The sequence below is a fragment of the Arthrobacter liuii genome, from assembly GCF_014639275.1.
Classification (GTDB): domain Bacteria; phylum Actinomycetota; class Actinomycetes; order Actinomycetales; family Micrococcaceae; genus Arthrobacter; species Arthrobacter liuii.
The window spans coordinates 112,272-127,497 of sequence record NZ_BMFW01000002.1 but is presented as its reverse complement, the minus strand read 5'-3'; the positions used below and the strand labels follow the sequence as shown (position 1 = coordinate 127,497).

Sequence of the window (15,226 nt, the reverse complement as noted above, 5' to 3'; positions counted from 1 at the left end):
AGGAAAGAAAATGAGCCACCACAAGGAAGAACCCGAGGCCGGATTCATCGTTCCGGACCCGTCCAAGCTCCGCGAAGACGTTCCCGGCGACGCGGGCGACGAAGCCAACGTGATTCGCTTCAGCGAGGAGCAGGCCCTGATCGAGGAACAGTCGCACGGCGTCCGCCCGGACACGTACAGCATCCCCTCCGGAGGCCCCACCATGGATGAAGCCCGTGGCAACATGGACCTCTCCGACCGCAGCGAAGACGGCCGCGGCACCGGCCCCGAGGATGACAGCAGCGACGACAGCCTGCATGGCGGCGCCGAAAGCTGACGCGCGCCGCCCAAAGACAAGCAGCAGGGGTGCCCCGATCCGACCGGGGCACCCCTGCTGCTTTGGTTTGCGGCCTGGCTGCGGCCCGCTTGCCTGCCTGCTTGCCTGCCTAAACCTGGTACTCCAGTTCGCCGCCAAGGTTCTGGTGGACGCACAGGATGTTGTGCTCGGTGTCCATGAACCACGCGCACTTTTCCGACCCGGTGGTACAAATGTGGTTTTCCGTCTTCAGGGTGGGCAGGTCGTAGTCCTGGAAGGTTACGCCCCTGGCCTCCATGTCGCGGACGGTTGCCTCGATGTCCGCGACCTCAAAACTCAGCGCGGTGTGTTCGGAGTGCCTGCCGTCGGAGACCGGCATCAGCTGCAGCATCGGGCCGCCGTCCGTGCCTAGTAATTCGCTTCCATCGTCCGTCTTTCCGCGGTGCGGCAGTCCGAGCTTTTCGGTGTAGAAGCTGCGGGCGCGCGCGGCATCATCGACTGGCAGGATGGTTGTGGCTGTGTTCATTCTCAGGGTCATTGGGCCACCTCCTACGGGCAGAATCTTACGCCCGCGTGACCCAAAAAGACCCGCCCCAACTCCCCACCTTCCCGCCCCAAATCCCCCAAACGCCCGCTCACCTTTGACTACCAAAAGCCAAACGCCCGCTCACTGTCCTAAGAAAAGTGAGCCGGCGTTTAGAGAAAGACTGCCAAAAGTGGGCGGGCGTCTGGTGGGGCTACTTCTCCACCAGGGTGAGGACGTCGTAGGTGGCCACGATTTCGTCGTCCTGGTTGGTGAGCACGGCGTCCCAGGCCACCTCGCCGAATTCGTCGGTTTCGCGCGGGGTGATCTTCTTGGCCGTGAGGGTTACCCGGATCGAATCACCTGCCGCAACAGGGGTGATGAAGCGCAGGTTCTCCAGGCCGTAGTTGGCAAGCACGGGGCCCGGGGCGGGCTCCACGAACAGCCCGGCGCCCCAAGCCAGCAGCAGGTAGCCGTGCGCCACGATGCCGGGGAAGAACGGGTTGGCTTCCGCCGCCTCATGGTTGGTGTGGGCGTAGAACGTGTCGCCGGTGGAGTTGGCGAACGCGTCGATGTCTTCGAGCGTCACCTGCCGCAGCTCCGAACGGACGGCATCACCGATCCGGAGGGTGGCAAGGGCCTTGCGGAACGGGTGCATCCCCTCGGTCTCCAGCGTGAAGTTGCGGTCAGCTCCCGCGTGCCACACACCAGTGACGGCGGTGAGCATGTTCGGGGAGCCCTGGATGGCGGTCCGCTGCATGTGGTGCAGCACGGAGCGGATGCCGCCCAGCTCCTCGCCGCCGCCGGCACGTCCCGGTCCGCCGTGGACCAGGTGGGGAACCGGCGAACCGTGGCCGGTGGACGAGCGGGCGTCCTCGCGGTTGAGCATCAGGACGCGGCCGTGGTGCGCGGCGATGCCGGTGACCAGTTCGCGGGCCACGCCGGGATCGTTGGTGCACACCGAGGCCACAAGGGAGCCGCCGCCGCGGGCCGCCAGCCGGACGGCGTCGGGCAGGTCCTTGTAGCCGATCACGGACGACACCGGCCCGAACGCTTCGAGCGAGTGGATGGCTTCGGCTTCCGGGTTGTCCCAGTTCAGGACAACGGGGGCCATGAACGCCCCGGCGGCCACTACCCCGGTGGTTCCGTCGGCGGAGGTGACCGACGGCGAATCGAGCGTTCCGTACGCAAGCTCACCGCCGGCGTCGAGCATGGACTGCACGGCCGCACGGACATCCTCAAGCTGTTCCACGGACGCAAGTGCGCCCATCGTGACGCCCTCCCCGCGGGGATCACCCAGGACAATGCGCTCCGATATGCGCTTGCCGATGGCCGCCGACACGGCGGGCACCAGTTCCTGGGGCACAATGGCGCGACGGATAGCGGTGCACTTCTGGCCGGCCTTGACGGTCATTTCGGTGACCACGGACTTGACGAAGGCATCGAACTCGGGGGTGCCCTCCACCGCATCCGGGCCCAGGATGGCGGCGTTCAGGGAGTCGGTCTCGGAGGTGAACCGGACGCCGCCCTCCACCACGTTCGGGTGGGACTTCAGCGACTTGGCAGTGGACGCGGAGCCGGTGAACGCCACCAGGTCGCGGTAGTCCAGCAAGTCCAGCAGGCCGCGGACAGAGCCGGAGACCAGCTGCAGGGAACCCTTGGGCAGGATGTTGGATTCCACGATGGCCTTGACCACCGCGGCGGCAACGTATCCCGTGGGGGTGGCGGGCTTGACGATGGTGGGGACGCCGGCGAGGAAAGCGGGGGCGAACTTTTCGAGCATGCCCCAGACCGGGAAGTTGAAGGCGTTGATCTGCACGGCGACGCCCGGAATGCGCGTATAGATGTGCTCGCCGGCAAACGACCCGTCCTTGGAGAGCACCTCCAAGGGCCCCTCCACCACCACCTGCGAATTGGGCAGTTCGCGCCGGCCCTTGGAACCGAACGTGAACAGGACGCCGATGCCGCCGTCGATGTCCACCATCGAGTCGATCTTGGTGGCGCCGGTCTGCGCGGAGAACGCGTAGAAGTGGTCGCGGCGGCCGTTCAGGTACTGCGCCAGCTCCTTGAGCTTGAGGGCCCGCTGGTGGAAGGTCAGCTTGCCCAGTTCAACCTGGCCGGTGGTGCGTCCGTATTCCACCACGCCTGCGAGGTCCAGCCCCTCCGTGCTTACCTTGGCCAGGATCTCCCCCGTGCTCGCGTCCCGGACGGGGACCGCGGAAGCCGACGAGTCGGCGTCGGGAGTCCACCAGGCATCCATGACGAAGCTGGGCACTGTCTCCACGGTGTCGACCGTGGCCTGGGGAGCTGTGGCTGTGGTGGTCATCGTTGACGGTCCTTCCAACAAGGGGGCAGGCAAACAGGACAGCCATTACTGACCGTCCGTTCGGTAATATATTCACCATACATGAAGTGCCGTGCTGCAGACTAGAAGGCCAGGACCGAATCTGGCCGCCTCAAAGGAGAACTTATGAACGCCCCGTCCCCCACGGATGCCGCCGGGAACCGGCCGTCCGCGCACGAACTCTGGAAAATCACCCTGGGTGAGCTGGACGAGAAGATGGGCGTGAAAATCCTGGAGGAGTCCGTGGAACGCGTCGTGGCCACCATGCCGGTGGAGGGCAACAGGCAATCGTTCGGGCTGCTGCACGGCGGCGCCTCCCTTGCCGTGGGCGAGGCCGTAGGGTCCTGGGCCGCGGTGATCCACGCCAGCACCATGGGCAAGACGGCGGTGGGCGTGGACGTTTCCGCCACCCACCACCGTTCGGCGCGGGAGGGCCAGGTGACCATCACGGCCACGCCCATCCACCTGGGCGGCACGCTGACCACGCATGAGGTGCTCATCACCAATGAGGCAGGCCAGCGGCTGTGCACGCTGCGCATCACCAACCTGCTGATGAAGCGCCACAAGTAGCGGCTACCGGGCCGAAGACCGCTTCCTGCGGCGGACCAGCACCATTAGCAGGGTTCCGACGGCGAGCGCGGCCACAGCGGCGGCCGCGGCGGCCATTACCCCGGCGGATCCGGTGGCGGCGAGAGCCCCATTTGTGATGTTCCCGGCCGGAAGAACCGGGGGCGGGGCGTCGACGGTGAACGTGAGGTCAGCGGGGCCGGACGCCACGCCGTCCACCGTCTGCGTCACCGACAATGTGTGGGGGCCGGCGCCCAGACCGGCGGGAAAGGGAACCTTCCAGGTTCCACCTGCCACCAGGACCAACGGTGCCAGGCCTGTCCCCACGGAGCGGGATCCCGTTGCGCCCCCGCCGACCGTGCCGGCTGCGGGCTTTCCGTCGATGGACACCGTGATGTCTGCGCCGTTCAGTCCGGTTCCGGCAATGCTCGCCGGCAGCGCGTCCTGCTTGAGGTGCTGCCCGTCGGTAAGGCTGGTCACGGCCGGGGGTGGCGGCGTGACGGAAAAAACAACCGTGGTGGCGGGGCTGTCGGGGAGGCCCGGGTATGACTGCACTGCGGTGGCGACTACCTTGCCGTACGGCGCCGGGGCCGGCAGTGAAACCGACCAGCGGCCATCGGTCCCGACCAGCACCGAGCCTGCGACGTCCCCGGACAGGGTGACTGTGGCGCCGGGCGTTCCCGTGCCTTCGATGGTCTTCAACCCGGGCAGCGGCTCGTTCGCTGGGGTGGTTATGGCCGGCGCGGGAAGGAACGATGGCGCAATGACGATGCTCAGTGATACGGGACCCGAGCGGCTGAAACCGTTCACGGTCTCAGCCGTAAAAGTAAATGGTCCCGGCGCTTCCGGTGCGGTGAAGGACCAGTTGCCGGCGGCATCCACGGGCACGTCGAACGGCTGCCGGCCGGAATAGGTGATTCGGACCTGCGAACCGGCGGCCACGGCGGAGGCCGGGGCGGCCGGGACCCGGCCCGTGATGCTGGCCCCTGCCTTGAACGTTTTGTCTGCCTGGGCCACGAGTTCGGGCTTATTGAGGAAGAGTTCCAGTTGGTACCCGGGAAGCACCTTCAGGGAGTCCTGGAGGGTGGCCGCCACGGCGATGTTTTGGGCACCGCCCGAGTTACCTGCGGAATGGGTGCCCACCGCGAAGTTTCCGCTGATCCAAGGGCCGCCCGAGTCACCACCCGCGGAATGGACGTCGTAGGAGAGGAACCCGTTGAACGCACGGATATCGTTATGCCTGGGATCGGAGGGGTTGTCGACATAGGTGGGGCCGCCCACCAGGAAGATCCCCACGGCACCGATGTGCCCGCAGGACCACCCCGTCCTCCACCCCGAGCGGCAGACCGGCATGCCCAGCACCGGGGAGGCCGTTCCGATGATCTTCACGTCCGGACCTGGCTCCGAAGGGTCCCCGTGGGTACTGGCGGCCGGCAGCGGGTCCAGGTCCTGCCGGATCGCACCGATGACGGCAATGTCGGTTCCAACGTTTCCCGGATCGGTGACCGCGGTGTAGTCCGGGCCCATGGGGGTTGTGGGGTTGAGCACCGGGGAGTTTCCAGGACCGCCAAACTGGCTGAACTGGAAGCTCCCCAGCCGGCCGGCCGGTGCTCCCCCAAGCAGCAGGTCAACCGTTTTCGCAGTACCGTCTTCTGCGCAGTGCCCGGCGGTAAGGACCGCAGGCAGTCCCGCCGGACCAAAGGCGGAGAAGCCTGTCGAACAGGTGAACCCGTTGTCGGACCTGTAGCCCACCCCGCCGGGGACGTCAGCTTCCGGTTTAAGGGGGGCAGCGCCGTCGAGCACTACGTTGGCGTACTTCGAGACGAATTCCGATGGCGAGATCTTTCCGGGGCTCGCCACGGCACCGGTTTGGTTCGGGGCGGCTGCCGCTGCACCGCCGTCAGGTGTCGACTGTGCCGCGGCGACTCCGCCTGTCCGGATGACGAATCTTCCCGCCTCGGAGACCACAGCCTGCAGCCCTGTTGTTCCGACATCCCGCAGATAGGCCTGGAAGAGTTGATCGGCGCTGACTGCGATCTGGCGGTCCCGGCCCGGGCCAGCAGTTGCAGCGGCGTGAGGCTGCGGCGCTGCAGCCGGCGCTGGTGTTGCCGGCGCTGGTGCTGGTACTGGTGCTTCCGGCGTTGCGGGTGCAACGAGCACGAACTTTGCCCCGCCGGACTTGTTCAGTTCGTCCACCCGCGCCTGCAGGGCAGAACCGGTGCCGCGCACCTGGATCATCCCGTTTCCAAGGCTGATCCCCGCATAGCCCGGAAGCACTTGCAGGGAATTCAAGGCCTGCACCGCCTGCCGCCCCAGCTCGCCTGCCGTGTTGAATTCCGCCATGGTCATGCCCAGGTCACGCAGCACGGCTTCAGGGAGTCCTGCACCGGAGGGAGCAGGCGAAGGCGAAGGATCTGCCTGCCCGCCGGACTGGGGGGTTCCGGGCCCGCCAGTGGGCGTTGGCGAAACTACAGGGTTGCCCGCCGCCGGGTCGCCCGGCGTGGAGCTCCCCGCAAAGGCTGCCGTTGGCCCGGCAGCAGCGCCCAGCGCAATAATGATCCCAGCCATCACGCCCCCGGCAAGAATCTTGTTCCTTGGTGCAACCGTCCCAGTCATCGAAGTCTCTCCGCCTACTAACGTAACGAAGGCATCATTCCCTTACGTCACATGCGTCACATGCGTCCCATTCTATGCGCACGGATTCCGGAGAGGGCCAGGACGGCCTCCAGCTCCGCCTCTTGCAGTCCGTTCGCGAGCAGGAAGCTTCGGACATCCAGGCCGCGGACGAACGCGACCACCGCCAGGCCACGTTCCTCCAGCAGGGGCGCCAGTTCCGCCTGGTCCAGGTACCGTTCGCGGCTGTGCGGCGGCCCGTGCGTGCGGTAGCGCTCGTTGATGCCGCGGGCGGCCCGCCGGTAGCCCTCGGCGATTGCCTCGTCTGGGTCACCCGACAGGTCCTGGATCATGGCAGCCACCAGGCCGCTGCGGTCGCGTCCGGCGGCGCAGTGCAGTACGACGTCTCCCTTGGGTGCGGCCAGGGCAATGGCCCGGAACACGCCCACCAGCTTTTCCGGGAACAGCCGGGCGTTCTCGGCGTAGTGCGCAGGATCGTTCAGGTAGGGCCCGGTAACGGCGGTGAACCGCGGATCGCCGGGATCCTCGGTGGGTGCCTGCACCACGTCGATACCCGCCAAGGCAGCCGCAGGCACCACAGGATCGGTGTCCCGGTGCCGCGCCTCCGCTGCGTTGCGCAGGTCCACAATGGTGCGGACGCCGTCGTCGAAAGCCTGCTTCCACCCTGCTTCAGTGAGCCACTCGCGCCGCCCCATCCGGTAGATGCCGCCCGAAACGTGCCAGGCGTTGACAGCGCCATCCCAATCCACGGACCTGCCCACGTCTTTCATCCGATCAGCTAATCACATTGGTCACTCAGCACCACGTCACAAAAGCACGGAACCGGAAGGGTACAAAGGCCTCAGACGCTCAACCTGCTGGGCCATACTGTTGCAACACCAGCTACTTCAAGTGACTAATGTTCAAAGGGGAACCCAGTGGGAAATGCAGCATTACGACGCCGAGTCCCGGCTTTCGCGGCCAGCCTCGCCAGCCTGGTGATGGCCGCCAGCCTCGCCGCGGCCCCGGCGCAGGCAGTGGACAAAACCAAATACATCGCGCTGGGAGACTCCTTTGCTGCCGGACAAGGGGCGGGACCCTACCTGGATGCCTGCTACCGCAGCGACAACGCCTATTCCGAGCTCGCTGACCAGAGCAAAGCCATCCAGTTGGTGGTTAACGCGGCCTGCAGCGGCAACACAACCTCGGACGTGGTCAACACCCAGCTCCGCCAGCTGAACAAAAGCACCGAACTGGTGACCATTACCGCCGGCGGCAATGACATCGGCTTCGGTTCCATCATCGGTGCCTGCGGCGTGGCGCTCATTAATGTCACACCAGGTCAGGATTGCTTGGACGCCACAACCACTGCCAACACGCTGATCCAGAGCAAAAAGCTCTACAACAATGTGCTTTCGATGATCAATAGCGTGCGGGCGGCAGCGCCCAACGCCAAGATTGTGGTGACCGGCTACCCCTACCTGATCGACCCCATCCCGGGGGGCATGACCAGTCCGGCGGCGCTGTTCATCTACCAGGCCACGCAACTGGCTGACGACCTAGATGGGTCGATTGCGGAAGCAGCAGCCTTCGCCGACGGGGCTACCGCCGGCGACCCCAAAGTGCAGTACGTCGATGTGCGCTTGAAGTTCCTCGGCCACGGAGCCTTGACGCCGGGTGACCCATGGATCAACGCTGCCACGGGCAATGCCGATAGCTTCCACCCAAACGCCAAGGGCTATCAGGCGTACTACTCAGCGCTCAACCAGGCTGGCGTTTACTCGGCTCCCTAGTTCAGGCACCTAACCCCCGCCGATACAGCCGGTACTCGAGCCCGGCGCGCACCGCCGGCCATTCATGGTCCAGGATGGAGAACACCACGGTGTCCCGCAGGTTCCCGTCACTGGTCCGTGAATGGCTGCGGAGCACCCCGTCCTGCTTGGCGCCCAGCCGGGCGATGGCCTCCCGAGACTGGTGGTTCAGCCAGTGCGTGCGGAACTCCACGGCCGGGCAGCCCAGCACCTCGAAGGCGTGCCGGAGCAGCAGGAGCTTGGAATCGGGGTTGGTTCCGGTCCCCTGCGTCGAGGCTGCGTTCCAGGTGGAGCCGATTTCCACCCGAGGTGTGGCGGCGTCGATGTTCATGTACGTGGTCATGCCGATGATGCGGCCCGGGCTGCCCGTGCCGGCGTCGATCAGCCGAGTGGTGAACGGGAGCATGGATCCCTGTTCCTGCAGTGCGAGCCGGCGGCGGATTTCCGCTGCCATCGCGCCGGGCGCGGGCACCGACGTGTACCAGAGCTTCCACAGCTCGCCGTCCATGGCAGCTTCCAGCAGTCCGTCGTGGTGCTCTTCGGCGAGCGGCTCCAGGATTACGTGGCGGCCGGTCAGGGTAAGGGGTTCAAGGAAAGTCACGGCACCAGCCTAGGCCGCCGGCAGGGCGGGTTACGCTGGGGACAGCACCACGACCTTTGAGCGAGGGAGTTATTGTGTCAGGAACCAACCCGGATCCCGAGGAAGACAAGATCACAGGACTGGAGCCGGGCGGCGGTGTTCCGCCCGGCGAAACCCCCCCGGGCGAGGCATCCACCGTCGGCCCCCAAGGCCGTGAGGAGCGGGGGCCGGGAAAGGGCACGCAGTTCCTCTGGATCGCCATCATCGGCGTCGTGGTCCTGCTCTGCCTCCTGTACTTCATCGGCTACATCGTGGGCTTTTTCGACTAGCCGGCGCTATTGGCTGGGCCAGTCGAAAAACCCCTTGCCGGTCTTGCGTCCCAGTTCCCCCCGGGCCACCTTGTCCTTGAGGATCTGCGGCGGCGCAAACCGCTCCCCAAGGGTGGAATGCAGGTACTCGGCAATGCCCAGGCGCACATCAAGGCCCACGATGTCAGTGGTTTTGAGCGGCCCGGTGGGGTGTTTGTAGCCCAGCACCATCGCGGCATCGATGTCCTCCGCCGAGGCGACGCCCTCCTCCACCATCCGCATGGCCTCCAGAGCGATGGCCACGCCAAGGCGTGAGGACGCGAATCCCGGGGCATCGTTGACGACGACGGCGGTCTTGCCGAGTCCCTCAACCCAGGATTTTGCCGCGGCAGCGAGTCCGGGAGACGTGCGCTCCCCCAGCACCACCTCAATGAGCGTGGATGCGGGCACCGGGTTGAAGAAGTGCAGGCCCAGGAACTTTTCCGGCCGCTTCAGTTCGCGGGCCAGGCCGTTGACTGACAGTGAGGACGTGTTCGAGGCGATGAACGCGTCCTCCGCCAGCCGCTCCTCGATGCCCCGCAGCGCCGTCACTTTGAGGTCCCAGCTTTCCGGAACCGCTTCCACCACCAGTTGGCGGCCGGCGAAGGCGTCGTAGTCGGTGCTTACGGTCAGCCGGGACGCCAGTTCCTCGAAGTTGGCGTCCACAGCCCCGCGCTCAATGCTCTTTAGCGCTGCCGACTCCACCCGTTCCCGCGCAGCCTCGGCGGAGACGTCGTCGCGCTCCACCACCAGCACGTGGGCACCCTTAATGAGGAAGGCGTGGGCGATGCCGGCGCCCATGCGGCCGCCTCCCAGCACTCCCACGAAGCGGGGAAGGCCGGCGGCTAGTTCAGTGTTGCTCATGGTCTACTTTCCGTCGGCGGAGGTGGCGGAGGCTGCGTTTGCCTTCCTCGCCGCATTGCGGTCGAGGAAGGCCTGCATCCGGTCGAACTTGGCCTGGGACTCGAAGAGGATGCCCTGGGCCAGCTGGTCGATAAGCGGGTGCGCTTCCGCAGGTGCGTGGAACACGGATTTGGTGATGCGGACGGCCAGCGGGTCCTGCCGTCCTATCCTGTTGGCCAGGCTGTGCGCGGCGTCCAGGAGGTCGGCGGGATCGTGGATTTCGGTGATGAGGTTGGCGGCGCGGGCTTCATCCGCTCCGAGGACCAGCCCGGCCAGGAGGATCTGCTTGGCCAGCGGCTCACCGACGAGCTCTTTGAGCCGCCAGCTGGCACCGGCGGCAGCCAGGATCCCCAGGCCGGTTTCCGGATTGCCGATGCGCACATTGGGGGTGCCGATCCGGAAGTCCGCGGCATATGCGAGCTCCGCGCCGCCGCCCAGGCAGTAGCCGTCCAGCGCGGCGATGACCGGCATGGGCAGCCTGGCGATCCGGACGAAAATTGTGGAGTTAATCCCCTGCAGGGCATCGTCCCGCCGCCGTTCGCGCAACTGGGCGATGTCAGCGCCGGAGGCAAAGACCCCGTCCACCCCGGCGATGATCAGCACTTTCGGGTTCTGTTCAAGCGCGGCGCAGACGGTATGGAGTTCGTCCACCATCTGCTGGTCGATTGCATTCTTCACCCCGGGCCGGTTGAGCAGCACCACCACGCGGTCGTCCCGCTCCTCCACCAGGAGGGCGGAGAAGTCTTCGGAGGCCAGGTCCACGGCGGCCGCCATCAGATTTTCTCCAGCAGCATCGCGGTGCCCTGGCCCACGCCGACGCACATGGTGGCGAGGCCGATTTTGGCGTCTTCGCGTTCCATCCGCCCCAGCAGGGTGATGGCGAGCCGCGACCCGCTGGAACCGAGCGGGTGCCCCAGGGCGATGGCGCCGCCGTCGCGGTTCACGATCTCCGGTTCCAGGCCCAGCCGCCGGATGCAGGCCAGGGACTGGGTGGCAAAGGCTTCATTGAGTTCGACGGCGGACAGGTCACCGATGCTGAGCCCGCTGCGCTTGAGCACTTTCTGCGTGGCGGGGACCGGGCCGATGCCCATGATCTCGGGTTCGCAGCCGGCGGAGGCGCCGTCGATGATGCGGGCGCGCGGTGTCAGGCCCAGGCGTTCGATGGCTGCTTCCGAGGCAACGATGATGGCCGAAGCGCCATCATTGAGGGACGAGGAGTTGCCGGCCGTGACCACGGATCCGCCGTGCGCCACCGGCCTCAGTTTGGCGAGAACGTCCAGGCTGGTACCGGGGCGCGGGCCTTCGTCCGTGTCCACCACGGTCTCCGACTTGCGGGTCCTGACCGTCACGGGCACGATCTCGTCCTTGAAACGGCCGGCCTCGATGGCGTCCAAGGCGAGCTGGTGGGAGCGGACCGCGAACGCGTCAGCGTCTTCCCGGGAAATACCGTCCACCCGCGCCACCTCCTCCGCCGTTTCGGGCATGGAGTATGTCATCTTCCCGTCGCGGGACAGGCCGCCGTGCTGGAAGTGCGGGTTGGTGAAGCGCCACCCGATCGATGTGTCGAAAATCTGGCCGGGCTTGGCGAACGCGGCGGCGGGCTTTTCCTGTACCCAGGGTGCGCGGCTCATGGACTCCACGCCGCCGGCGATGACGATGTCCGCGGCGCCGGCCTTGATCATGTGGCTTGCCTGGATGATGGCACTGAGGCCGGAGGCGCAGAGCCGGTTGACGGTGATCCCGGGGATGTGGAGCGGCAGCCCAGCCAGCAGGGTGGCCATCCGGGCTACGTTCCGGTTCTCCTCGCCCGCCCCGTTGGCATTGCCCAGGATTACCTCGTCAATGCCCTCCGGATCCAGCCCGGCGCGTTCCACTGCTTCGCGGACCACCAGCGCCGCAAGATCGTCCGGCCGCACGGAGGACAGCGCGCCTCCGTACCTGCCCACGGGCGTTCGGACCCCACCAACAAGGAAAGCCTGCGGACCTGCGGTTGCAGCCATGGAAACACCCTTCACGCGATAAACAGCACTGTCATCGGCGGCCGGCACAGCGGAATTCTCCACTTACCGACCGTTCGTTCTGTAAATGGTACACGGCACGGCCGCCGGTGCGCATCCGCTTACAGGACGGTGACGCCAAGGTGTGCGGCAATCAGGGGCGCCAGGAGGCCCAGTTGATACTCGTCAATGACGAGTCCGGACAGACTGCCCAGCCCGCTGATCTTGCGGAATGCCGTACCCCTGAGGTCGAAGTCCTTCAGCTTGGCTCCGGTCAGGTCCAGGGATCCGATGGTGCAGTCCTCCAGCTTTACGCGGGTTGCGCCCGCGGCGCCGAGGTCCAGTTCGTTGATGATGCACCCGCTGATCAACACGTCAGTGAGCTTGGAGCCGCGGAGGTTGATGAAGTCCACTTTGCCGCCGTCGATCCGCACGGACTGCCAGCCACTTTCGTACAGTTCGGCGGAGCCCAGGCGGGGATTCCGGAACTCAACCTCGCGCCAGGTGCTGCGGGCACCACGGAATACCGGCGCGTACAGTTCCGCCAGGACGCAGTCACGGAACGAGGCGCCGCGGAGCTGGGCCTCATGGAACGAAACCCCGTCGAACCGGCACTCGGCAAAGACAGCTCCCCCAAGGTCGAGCCCGTCCCCGGCGGCGCGGCTGAACCGGATGCCCTCATGCCGTTCGCTGCGCTGGAAAGCCGGGTCCGGCAGGTCTTCAAGGTCCTCCAGCTCCACTGGGGAGAGCCGGGGCGGAGCCACCTTGACAGCTCCCTTGCCACGCACTTTATCCATGACTCCGAGCCTAACGGCAGCGCCGCTGACGAGAAACAGGGAGGGTGCGGCGGGGACTTGAAATAGTAAGCAAGCTTTGTTTAGCCTTAAAGGGCACGGTTGATCGATGGAAACGAAAGGAGGCCGGAACCATGGGCCTCGGAGACAAGATCAGTAACGCGGCAGAGGACCTTGGCGGCAAGGCCAAGGAAGCTGCAGGCAACGCTACCGGCAACGACCGTCTCAAGGCAGAAGGCCAGGCCGACCAGGTCAAGGCGGATGCCAAGAAGGTTGGCGAAAGTGTGAAGGACGAGTTCAAGCGCAAGTAGTCATTGCTGATGCAGCCGCAGCGAACGGCATGCTGCACCAGTCCGACGGCGGCGGGTCCATCGGACCTGCCGCCGTTTCGCTGTCCACCACCATCGATTGCTGAGTAAATGCCGTTATGACGCTTCAAAACGGCATTTACGGAGCAATCGATCAGGATCGGTGGATGGGAAAGTTCCCGGGTCACCATCCGCTCCGGGTGGGAGTATGCCCCTGCCGTGAATCGTCCGGCATCGTCATTTCGGCCCTCAGGCCGAGCAGCCGGATAGGGCGTCCCGCCTCGATTTTCGCTACGAGATCGAGGGCATGCGCCAGTACTTCCGCGGGATCCGGCGTCTCGGGAATCTTCCGCGCATACGTCCTGGTGGTGAACGGGGCGTAGCGCACCTTCAACGTCAGCCCGACCACCGGCCTCCCCTCGGCAGCAACGTCCTCCATCACGCGCGCGGCCAACTCCCTGACGGCGTCGTCAACCTGCGACGGATCAGTCAGGTCGCGCTGGAAGGTGGTTTCCCGGCTGTGCCCGCGGGCCACCCAGGGCGTGTCGTCAACCACCCGCGCGCCGTCTCCCCGTCCCAGTTGGGCGTACCACGGACCCATCTTCGGCCCGAACTCAGGGACAAGGTGGTTGGGGTCCGCGGCCGCAAGTTCCGCAACGGTTTTTATGCCAAGGGTGGCAAGGCGGCGCGACACCTTGGTTCCCACGCCCCACAGCTCGATCGTGGGCAGCTTCCCCATGACGTCCAGCCAGTTGCTTTCCGTGAGCCGGAAGATGCCCGCCGGCTTGCCCAACGACGTCGCAACCTTGGCACGGACCAGCGTGTCCCCGATCCCGATGCTGCAGTGGAGCCGGGTTTCCGCCAGGACGGCCTGCTGGATTTGCCGGGCGAAGGCTTCCGGGTCCCTGGCCTCGATGCCAACAAACGCCTCGTCCCAACCGAGCACCTGAACGGTGGTTCCGGACTGCGACCGGAGCACCGCCATGACCTTCTCCGACGCCTCAAGGTAGGCCTCGTGGTCCACCGGCAGGATGACAGCGTCCGGTACTTTCCGTGCGGCGACGCGCAGCGGCATTCCGGAGCCGACGCCATAGGCCCGGGCCTCATAGGAAGCCGTGGACACAACTGCCCGCTCGGTGGGATCGCCGCGGCCTCCCACGATCACAGGCTTGCCCGCAAGCTCGGGGCGGCGCAGCATTTCAACGGCAGCGATGAACTGGTCCAGGTCCACATGCAGCACCCACTGTTCGCTCACATGCCCAAGTCTGCCGCGGCCACGCGGCGCAAGCCACCTTTGCCCGCATTCTCCGGCACTGGAAGTCAAGCAGCGGACTTTCCGCAGGCGGACGGTTAGCCTTGGGCATGACCTACGTAGACCTGAGCGCACAGAGCATCGCAGCCGGCGGATCGCCTTCCCTCCGGGGCTACCTCGCCGTACCGGACGGACAGGGCCCTTTCCCCGGCGTCGTCATGATCCACGAAGTGTTCGGCCTGGATGACCAGACCCGCCGGCACGCGGACCGGCTGGCGCGCGCCGGCTACCTCACCCTGGCGCTGGACCTGTACAGCGACGGCGGCGCGCGGCGCTGCCTGGTGGGAACCATGCGCGCCATGGCCGCCCGCAGCGGCCGGCCCTTTACCGACATCGCCACCGCGCGCACCTGGCTTGCGCAGTCGGAGCTGGGTAACGGCAGAACCGGCGTGATCGGCTTCTGCATGGGCGGCGGGTTCGCCCTGCTGGTGGCCCGGGACGGGTTCGACGCCGCCTCAGTGAACTATGGCAGGCTCCCGGGAAAGCAGCAGGAGGAGCTGGTGGAAGCATTGCGCGGCGCGTGCCCCATCGTGGCCAACTACGGCGGCGCGGACAAGTCCCTGAAAGGAGCCGCGGCCCGGCTCGAATCGGCCCTCGACCAGCTGGGCATCGAGCACAGCGTCAAGGAGTTCCCCACAGCCGGCCACGCCTTCCTCAATGATGAAGAGCAGGGGCCGGCACTCCTCAGGCCGCTGATGCGGGTCATGGGCGTGGGCCCGGATCCCGCGTCCTCGCCCGAGGCCTGGCAGCGCATTGAAGACCACTTCGCCCGGTACCTGAAGGAGTGAGCGCTCCCCACCGTCCGTATGAAACGCCGACGGCGGCCCGCCCC

The 15,226-nt window shown here is 66.3% G+C and carries 16 protein-coding genes; 6 read left to right on the top strand and 10 right to left on the bottom strand.

Features of this window, described 5'->3' with window-relative positions; translation table 11 throughout:
- Positions 1–10: 10 nt before the first annotated feature.
- The gene (locus IEW19_RS02545) at positions 11–316 is read left to right on the top strand and encodes a hypothetical protein (protein WP_188570122.1); all 306 of its coding nucleotides are present in this window, start codon (positions 11–13) and stop codon (positions 314–316) included.
- Between the two features lie 109 nt (positions 317–425).
- On the opposite strand, the gene IEW19_RS02540 is transcribed toward IEW19_RS02545, so the two are convergent.
- Together IEW19_RS02540 and paaZ are read right to left on the bottom strand one after the other, a co-directional pair.
- Positions 426–821 (bottom strand): VOC family protein, encoded by a 396-nt coding sequence (locus IEW19_RS02540; protein WP_229748272.1) that lies wholly within the window; start codon positions 819–821, stop codon positions 426–428.
- Positions 822–1,032: 211 nt separating this feature from the next.
- Positions 1,033–3,144 carry a phenylacetic acid degradation bifunctional protein PaaZ gene (gene paaZ, locus IEW19_RS02535; protein ID WP_188570120.1) on the bottom strand — a complete coding sequence of 704 codons (2,112 nt, stop codon included), beginning with the start codon at positions 3,142–3,144 and terminating at the stop codon, positions 1,033–1,035.
- Positions 3,145–3,288: 144 nt separating this feature from the next.
- Here paaZ and IEW19_RS02530 point away from each other — a divergent pair, with 144 nt between their 5' ends.
- Positions 3,289–3,732, top strand: a complete 444-nt coding sequence (locus IEW19_RS02530; protein WP_188570119.1) for a PaaI family thioesterase — start codon at positions 3,289–3,291, stop codon at positions 3,730–3,732.
- A 3-nt stretch (positions 3,733–3,735) separates the two neighbouring features.
- Here the strand turns inward: IEW19_RS02530 and IEW19_RS02525 are convergent, their stop codons facing one another.
- Together IEW19_RS02525 and IEW19_RS02520 are read right to left on the bottom strand one after the other, a co-directional pair.
- The gene (locus IEW19_RS02525; RefSeq protein ID WP_229748271.1) at positions 3,736–6,345 is read right to left on the bottom strand and encodes a S1 family peptidase; all 2,610 of its coding nucleotides are present in this window, start codon (positions 6,343–6,345) and stop codon (positions 3,736–3,738) included.
- A 56-nt stretch (positions 6,346–6,401) separates the two neighbouring features.
- On the bottom strand, positions 6,402–7,133 hold the full coding sequence (locus IEW19_RS02520) for a tyrosine-protein phosphatase (RefSeq protein WP_188570118.1): 732 nt from the start codon (positions 7,131–7,133) through the stop codon (positions 6,402–6,404).
- Positions 7,134–7,280: 147 nt separating this feature from the next.
- Here IEW19_RS02520 and IEW19_RS02515 point away from each other — a divergent pair, with 147 nt between their 5' ends.
- Positions 7,281–8,135 carry an SGNH/GDSL hydrolase family protein gene (locus IEW19_RS02515; RefSeq protein WP_188570117.1) on the top strand — a complete coding sequence of 285 codons (855 nt, stop codon included), beginning with the start codon at positions 7,281–7,283 and terminating at the stop codon, positions 8,133–8,135.
- A gap of 1 nt (position 8,136) precedes the next feature.
- On the opposite strand, the gene IEW19_RS02510 is transcribed toward IEW19_RS02515, so the two are convergent.
- On the bottom strand, positions 8,137–8,754 hold the full coding sequence (locus IEW19_RS02510) for a GNAT family N-acetyltransferase (protein WP_188570116.1): 618 nt from the start codon (positions 8,752–8,754) through the stop codon (positions 8,137–8,139).
- A gap of 74 nt (positions 8,755–8,828) precedes the next feature.
- On the opposite strand from IEW19_RS02510, the gene IEW19_RS02505 reads away from it, so the two are divergent.
- Positions 8,829–9,062 carry a DUF6480 family protein gene (locus IEW19_RS02505; RefSeq protein WP_188570115.1) on the top strand — a complete coding sequence of 78 codons (234 nt, stop codon included), beginning with the start codon at positions 8,829–8,831 and terminating at the stop codon, positions 9,060–9,062.
- Between the two features lie 6 nt (positions 9,063–9,068).
- Here the strand turns inward: IEW19_RS02505 and IEW19_RS02500 are convergent, their stop codons facing one another.
- The 4 genes from IEW19_RS02500 to IEW19_RS02485 all read right to left on the bottom strand — a co-directional run bounded on the left by IEW19_RS02500 (position 9,069) and on the right by IEW19_RS02485 (position 12,777).
- Entirely contained in the window at positions 9,069–9,944 is an 876-nt protein-coding gene (locus IEW19_RS02500; RefSeq protein ID WP_188570114.1) for a 3-hydroxyacyl-CoA dehydrogenase family protein, read from the bottom strand.
- A gap of 3 nt (positions 9,945–9,947) precedes the next feature.
- Entirely contained in the window at positions 9,948–10,757 is an 810-nt protein-coding gene (locus tag IEW19_RS02495; RefSeq protein ID WP_188570113.1) for an enoyl-CoA hydratase/isomerase family protein, read from the bottom strand.
- On the bottom strand, positions 10,757–11,983 hold the full coding sequence (locus IEW19_RS02490; protein ID WP_188570112.1) for a thiolase family protein: 1,227 nt from the start codon (positions 11,981–11,983) through the stop codon (positions 10,757–10,759). The genes IEW19_RS02495 and IEW19_RS02490 overlap by 1 nt, the downstream gene beginning before the upstream one ends.
- A gap of 119 nt (positions 11,984–12,102) precedes the next feature.
- A complete protein-coding gene (locus IEW19_RS02485) occupies positions 12,103–12,777 on the bottom strand; it encodes a pentapeptide repeat-containing protein (RefSeq protein WP_188570111.1) in 675 nt (224 codons plus the stop codon).
- Between the two features lie 131 nt (positions 12,778–12,908).
- Here IEW19_RS02485 and IEW19_RS02480 point away from each other — a divergent pair, with 131 nt between their 5' ends.
- Positions 12,909–13,085 carry a CsbD family protein gene (locus tag IEW19_RS02480; protein ID WP_188570110.1) on the top strand — a complete coding sequence of 59 codons (177 nt, stop codon included), beginning with the start codon at positions 12,909–12,911 and terminating at the stop codon, positions 13,083–13,085.
- A gap of 181 nt (positions 13,086–13,266) precedes the next feature.
- Here IEW19_RS02480 and IEW19_RS02475 read toward each other — a convergent pair whose 3' ends face one another.
- Positions 13,267–14,280: a DNA polymerase IV gene (locus tag IEW19_RS02475; RefSeq protein ID WP_444541730.1), complete on the bottom strand. Its 1,014-nt coding sequence runs from the start codon at positions 14,278–14,280 to the stop codon at positions 13,267–13,269.
- 164 nt (positions 14,281–14,444) lie between these two features.
- On the opposite strand from IEW19_RS02475, the gene IEW19_RS02470 reads away from it, so the two are divergent.
- Positions 14,445–15,182, top strand: coding sequence for a dienelactone hydrolase family protein (locus tag IEW19_RS02470; RefSeq protein WP_188570109.1), 738 nt, complete (start codon positions 14,445–14,447; stop codon positions 15,180–15,182).
- Positions 15,183–15,226: the final 44 nt, after the last annotated feature.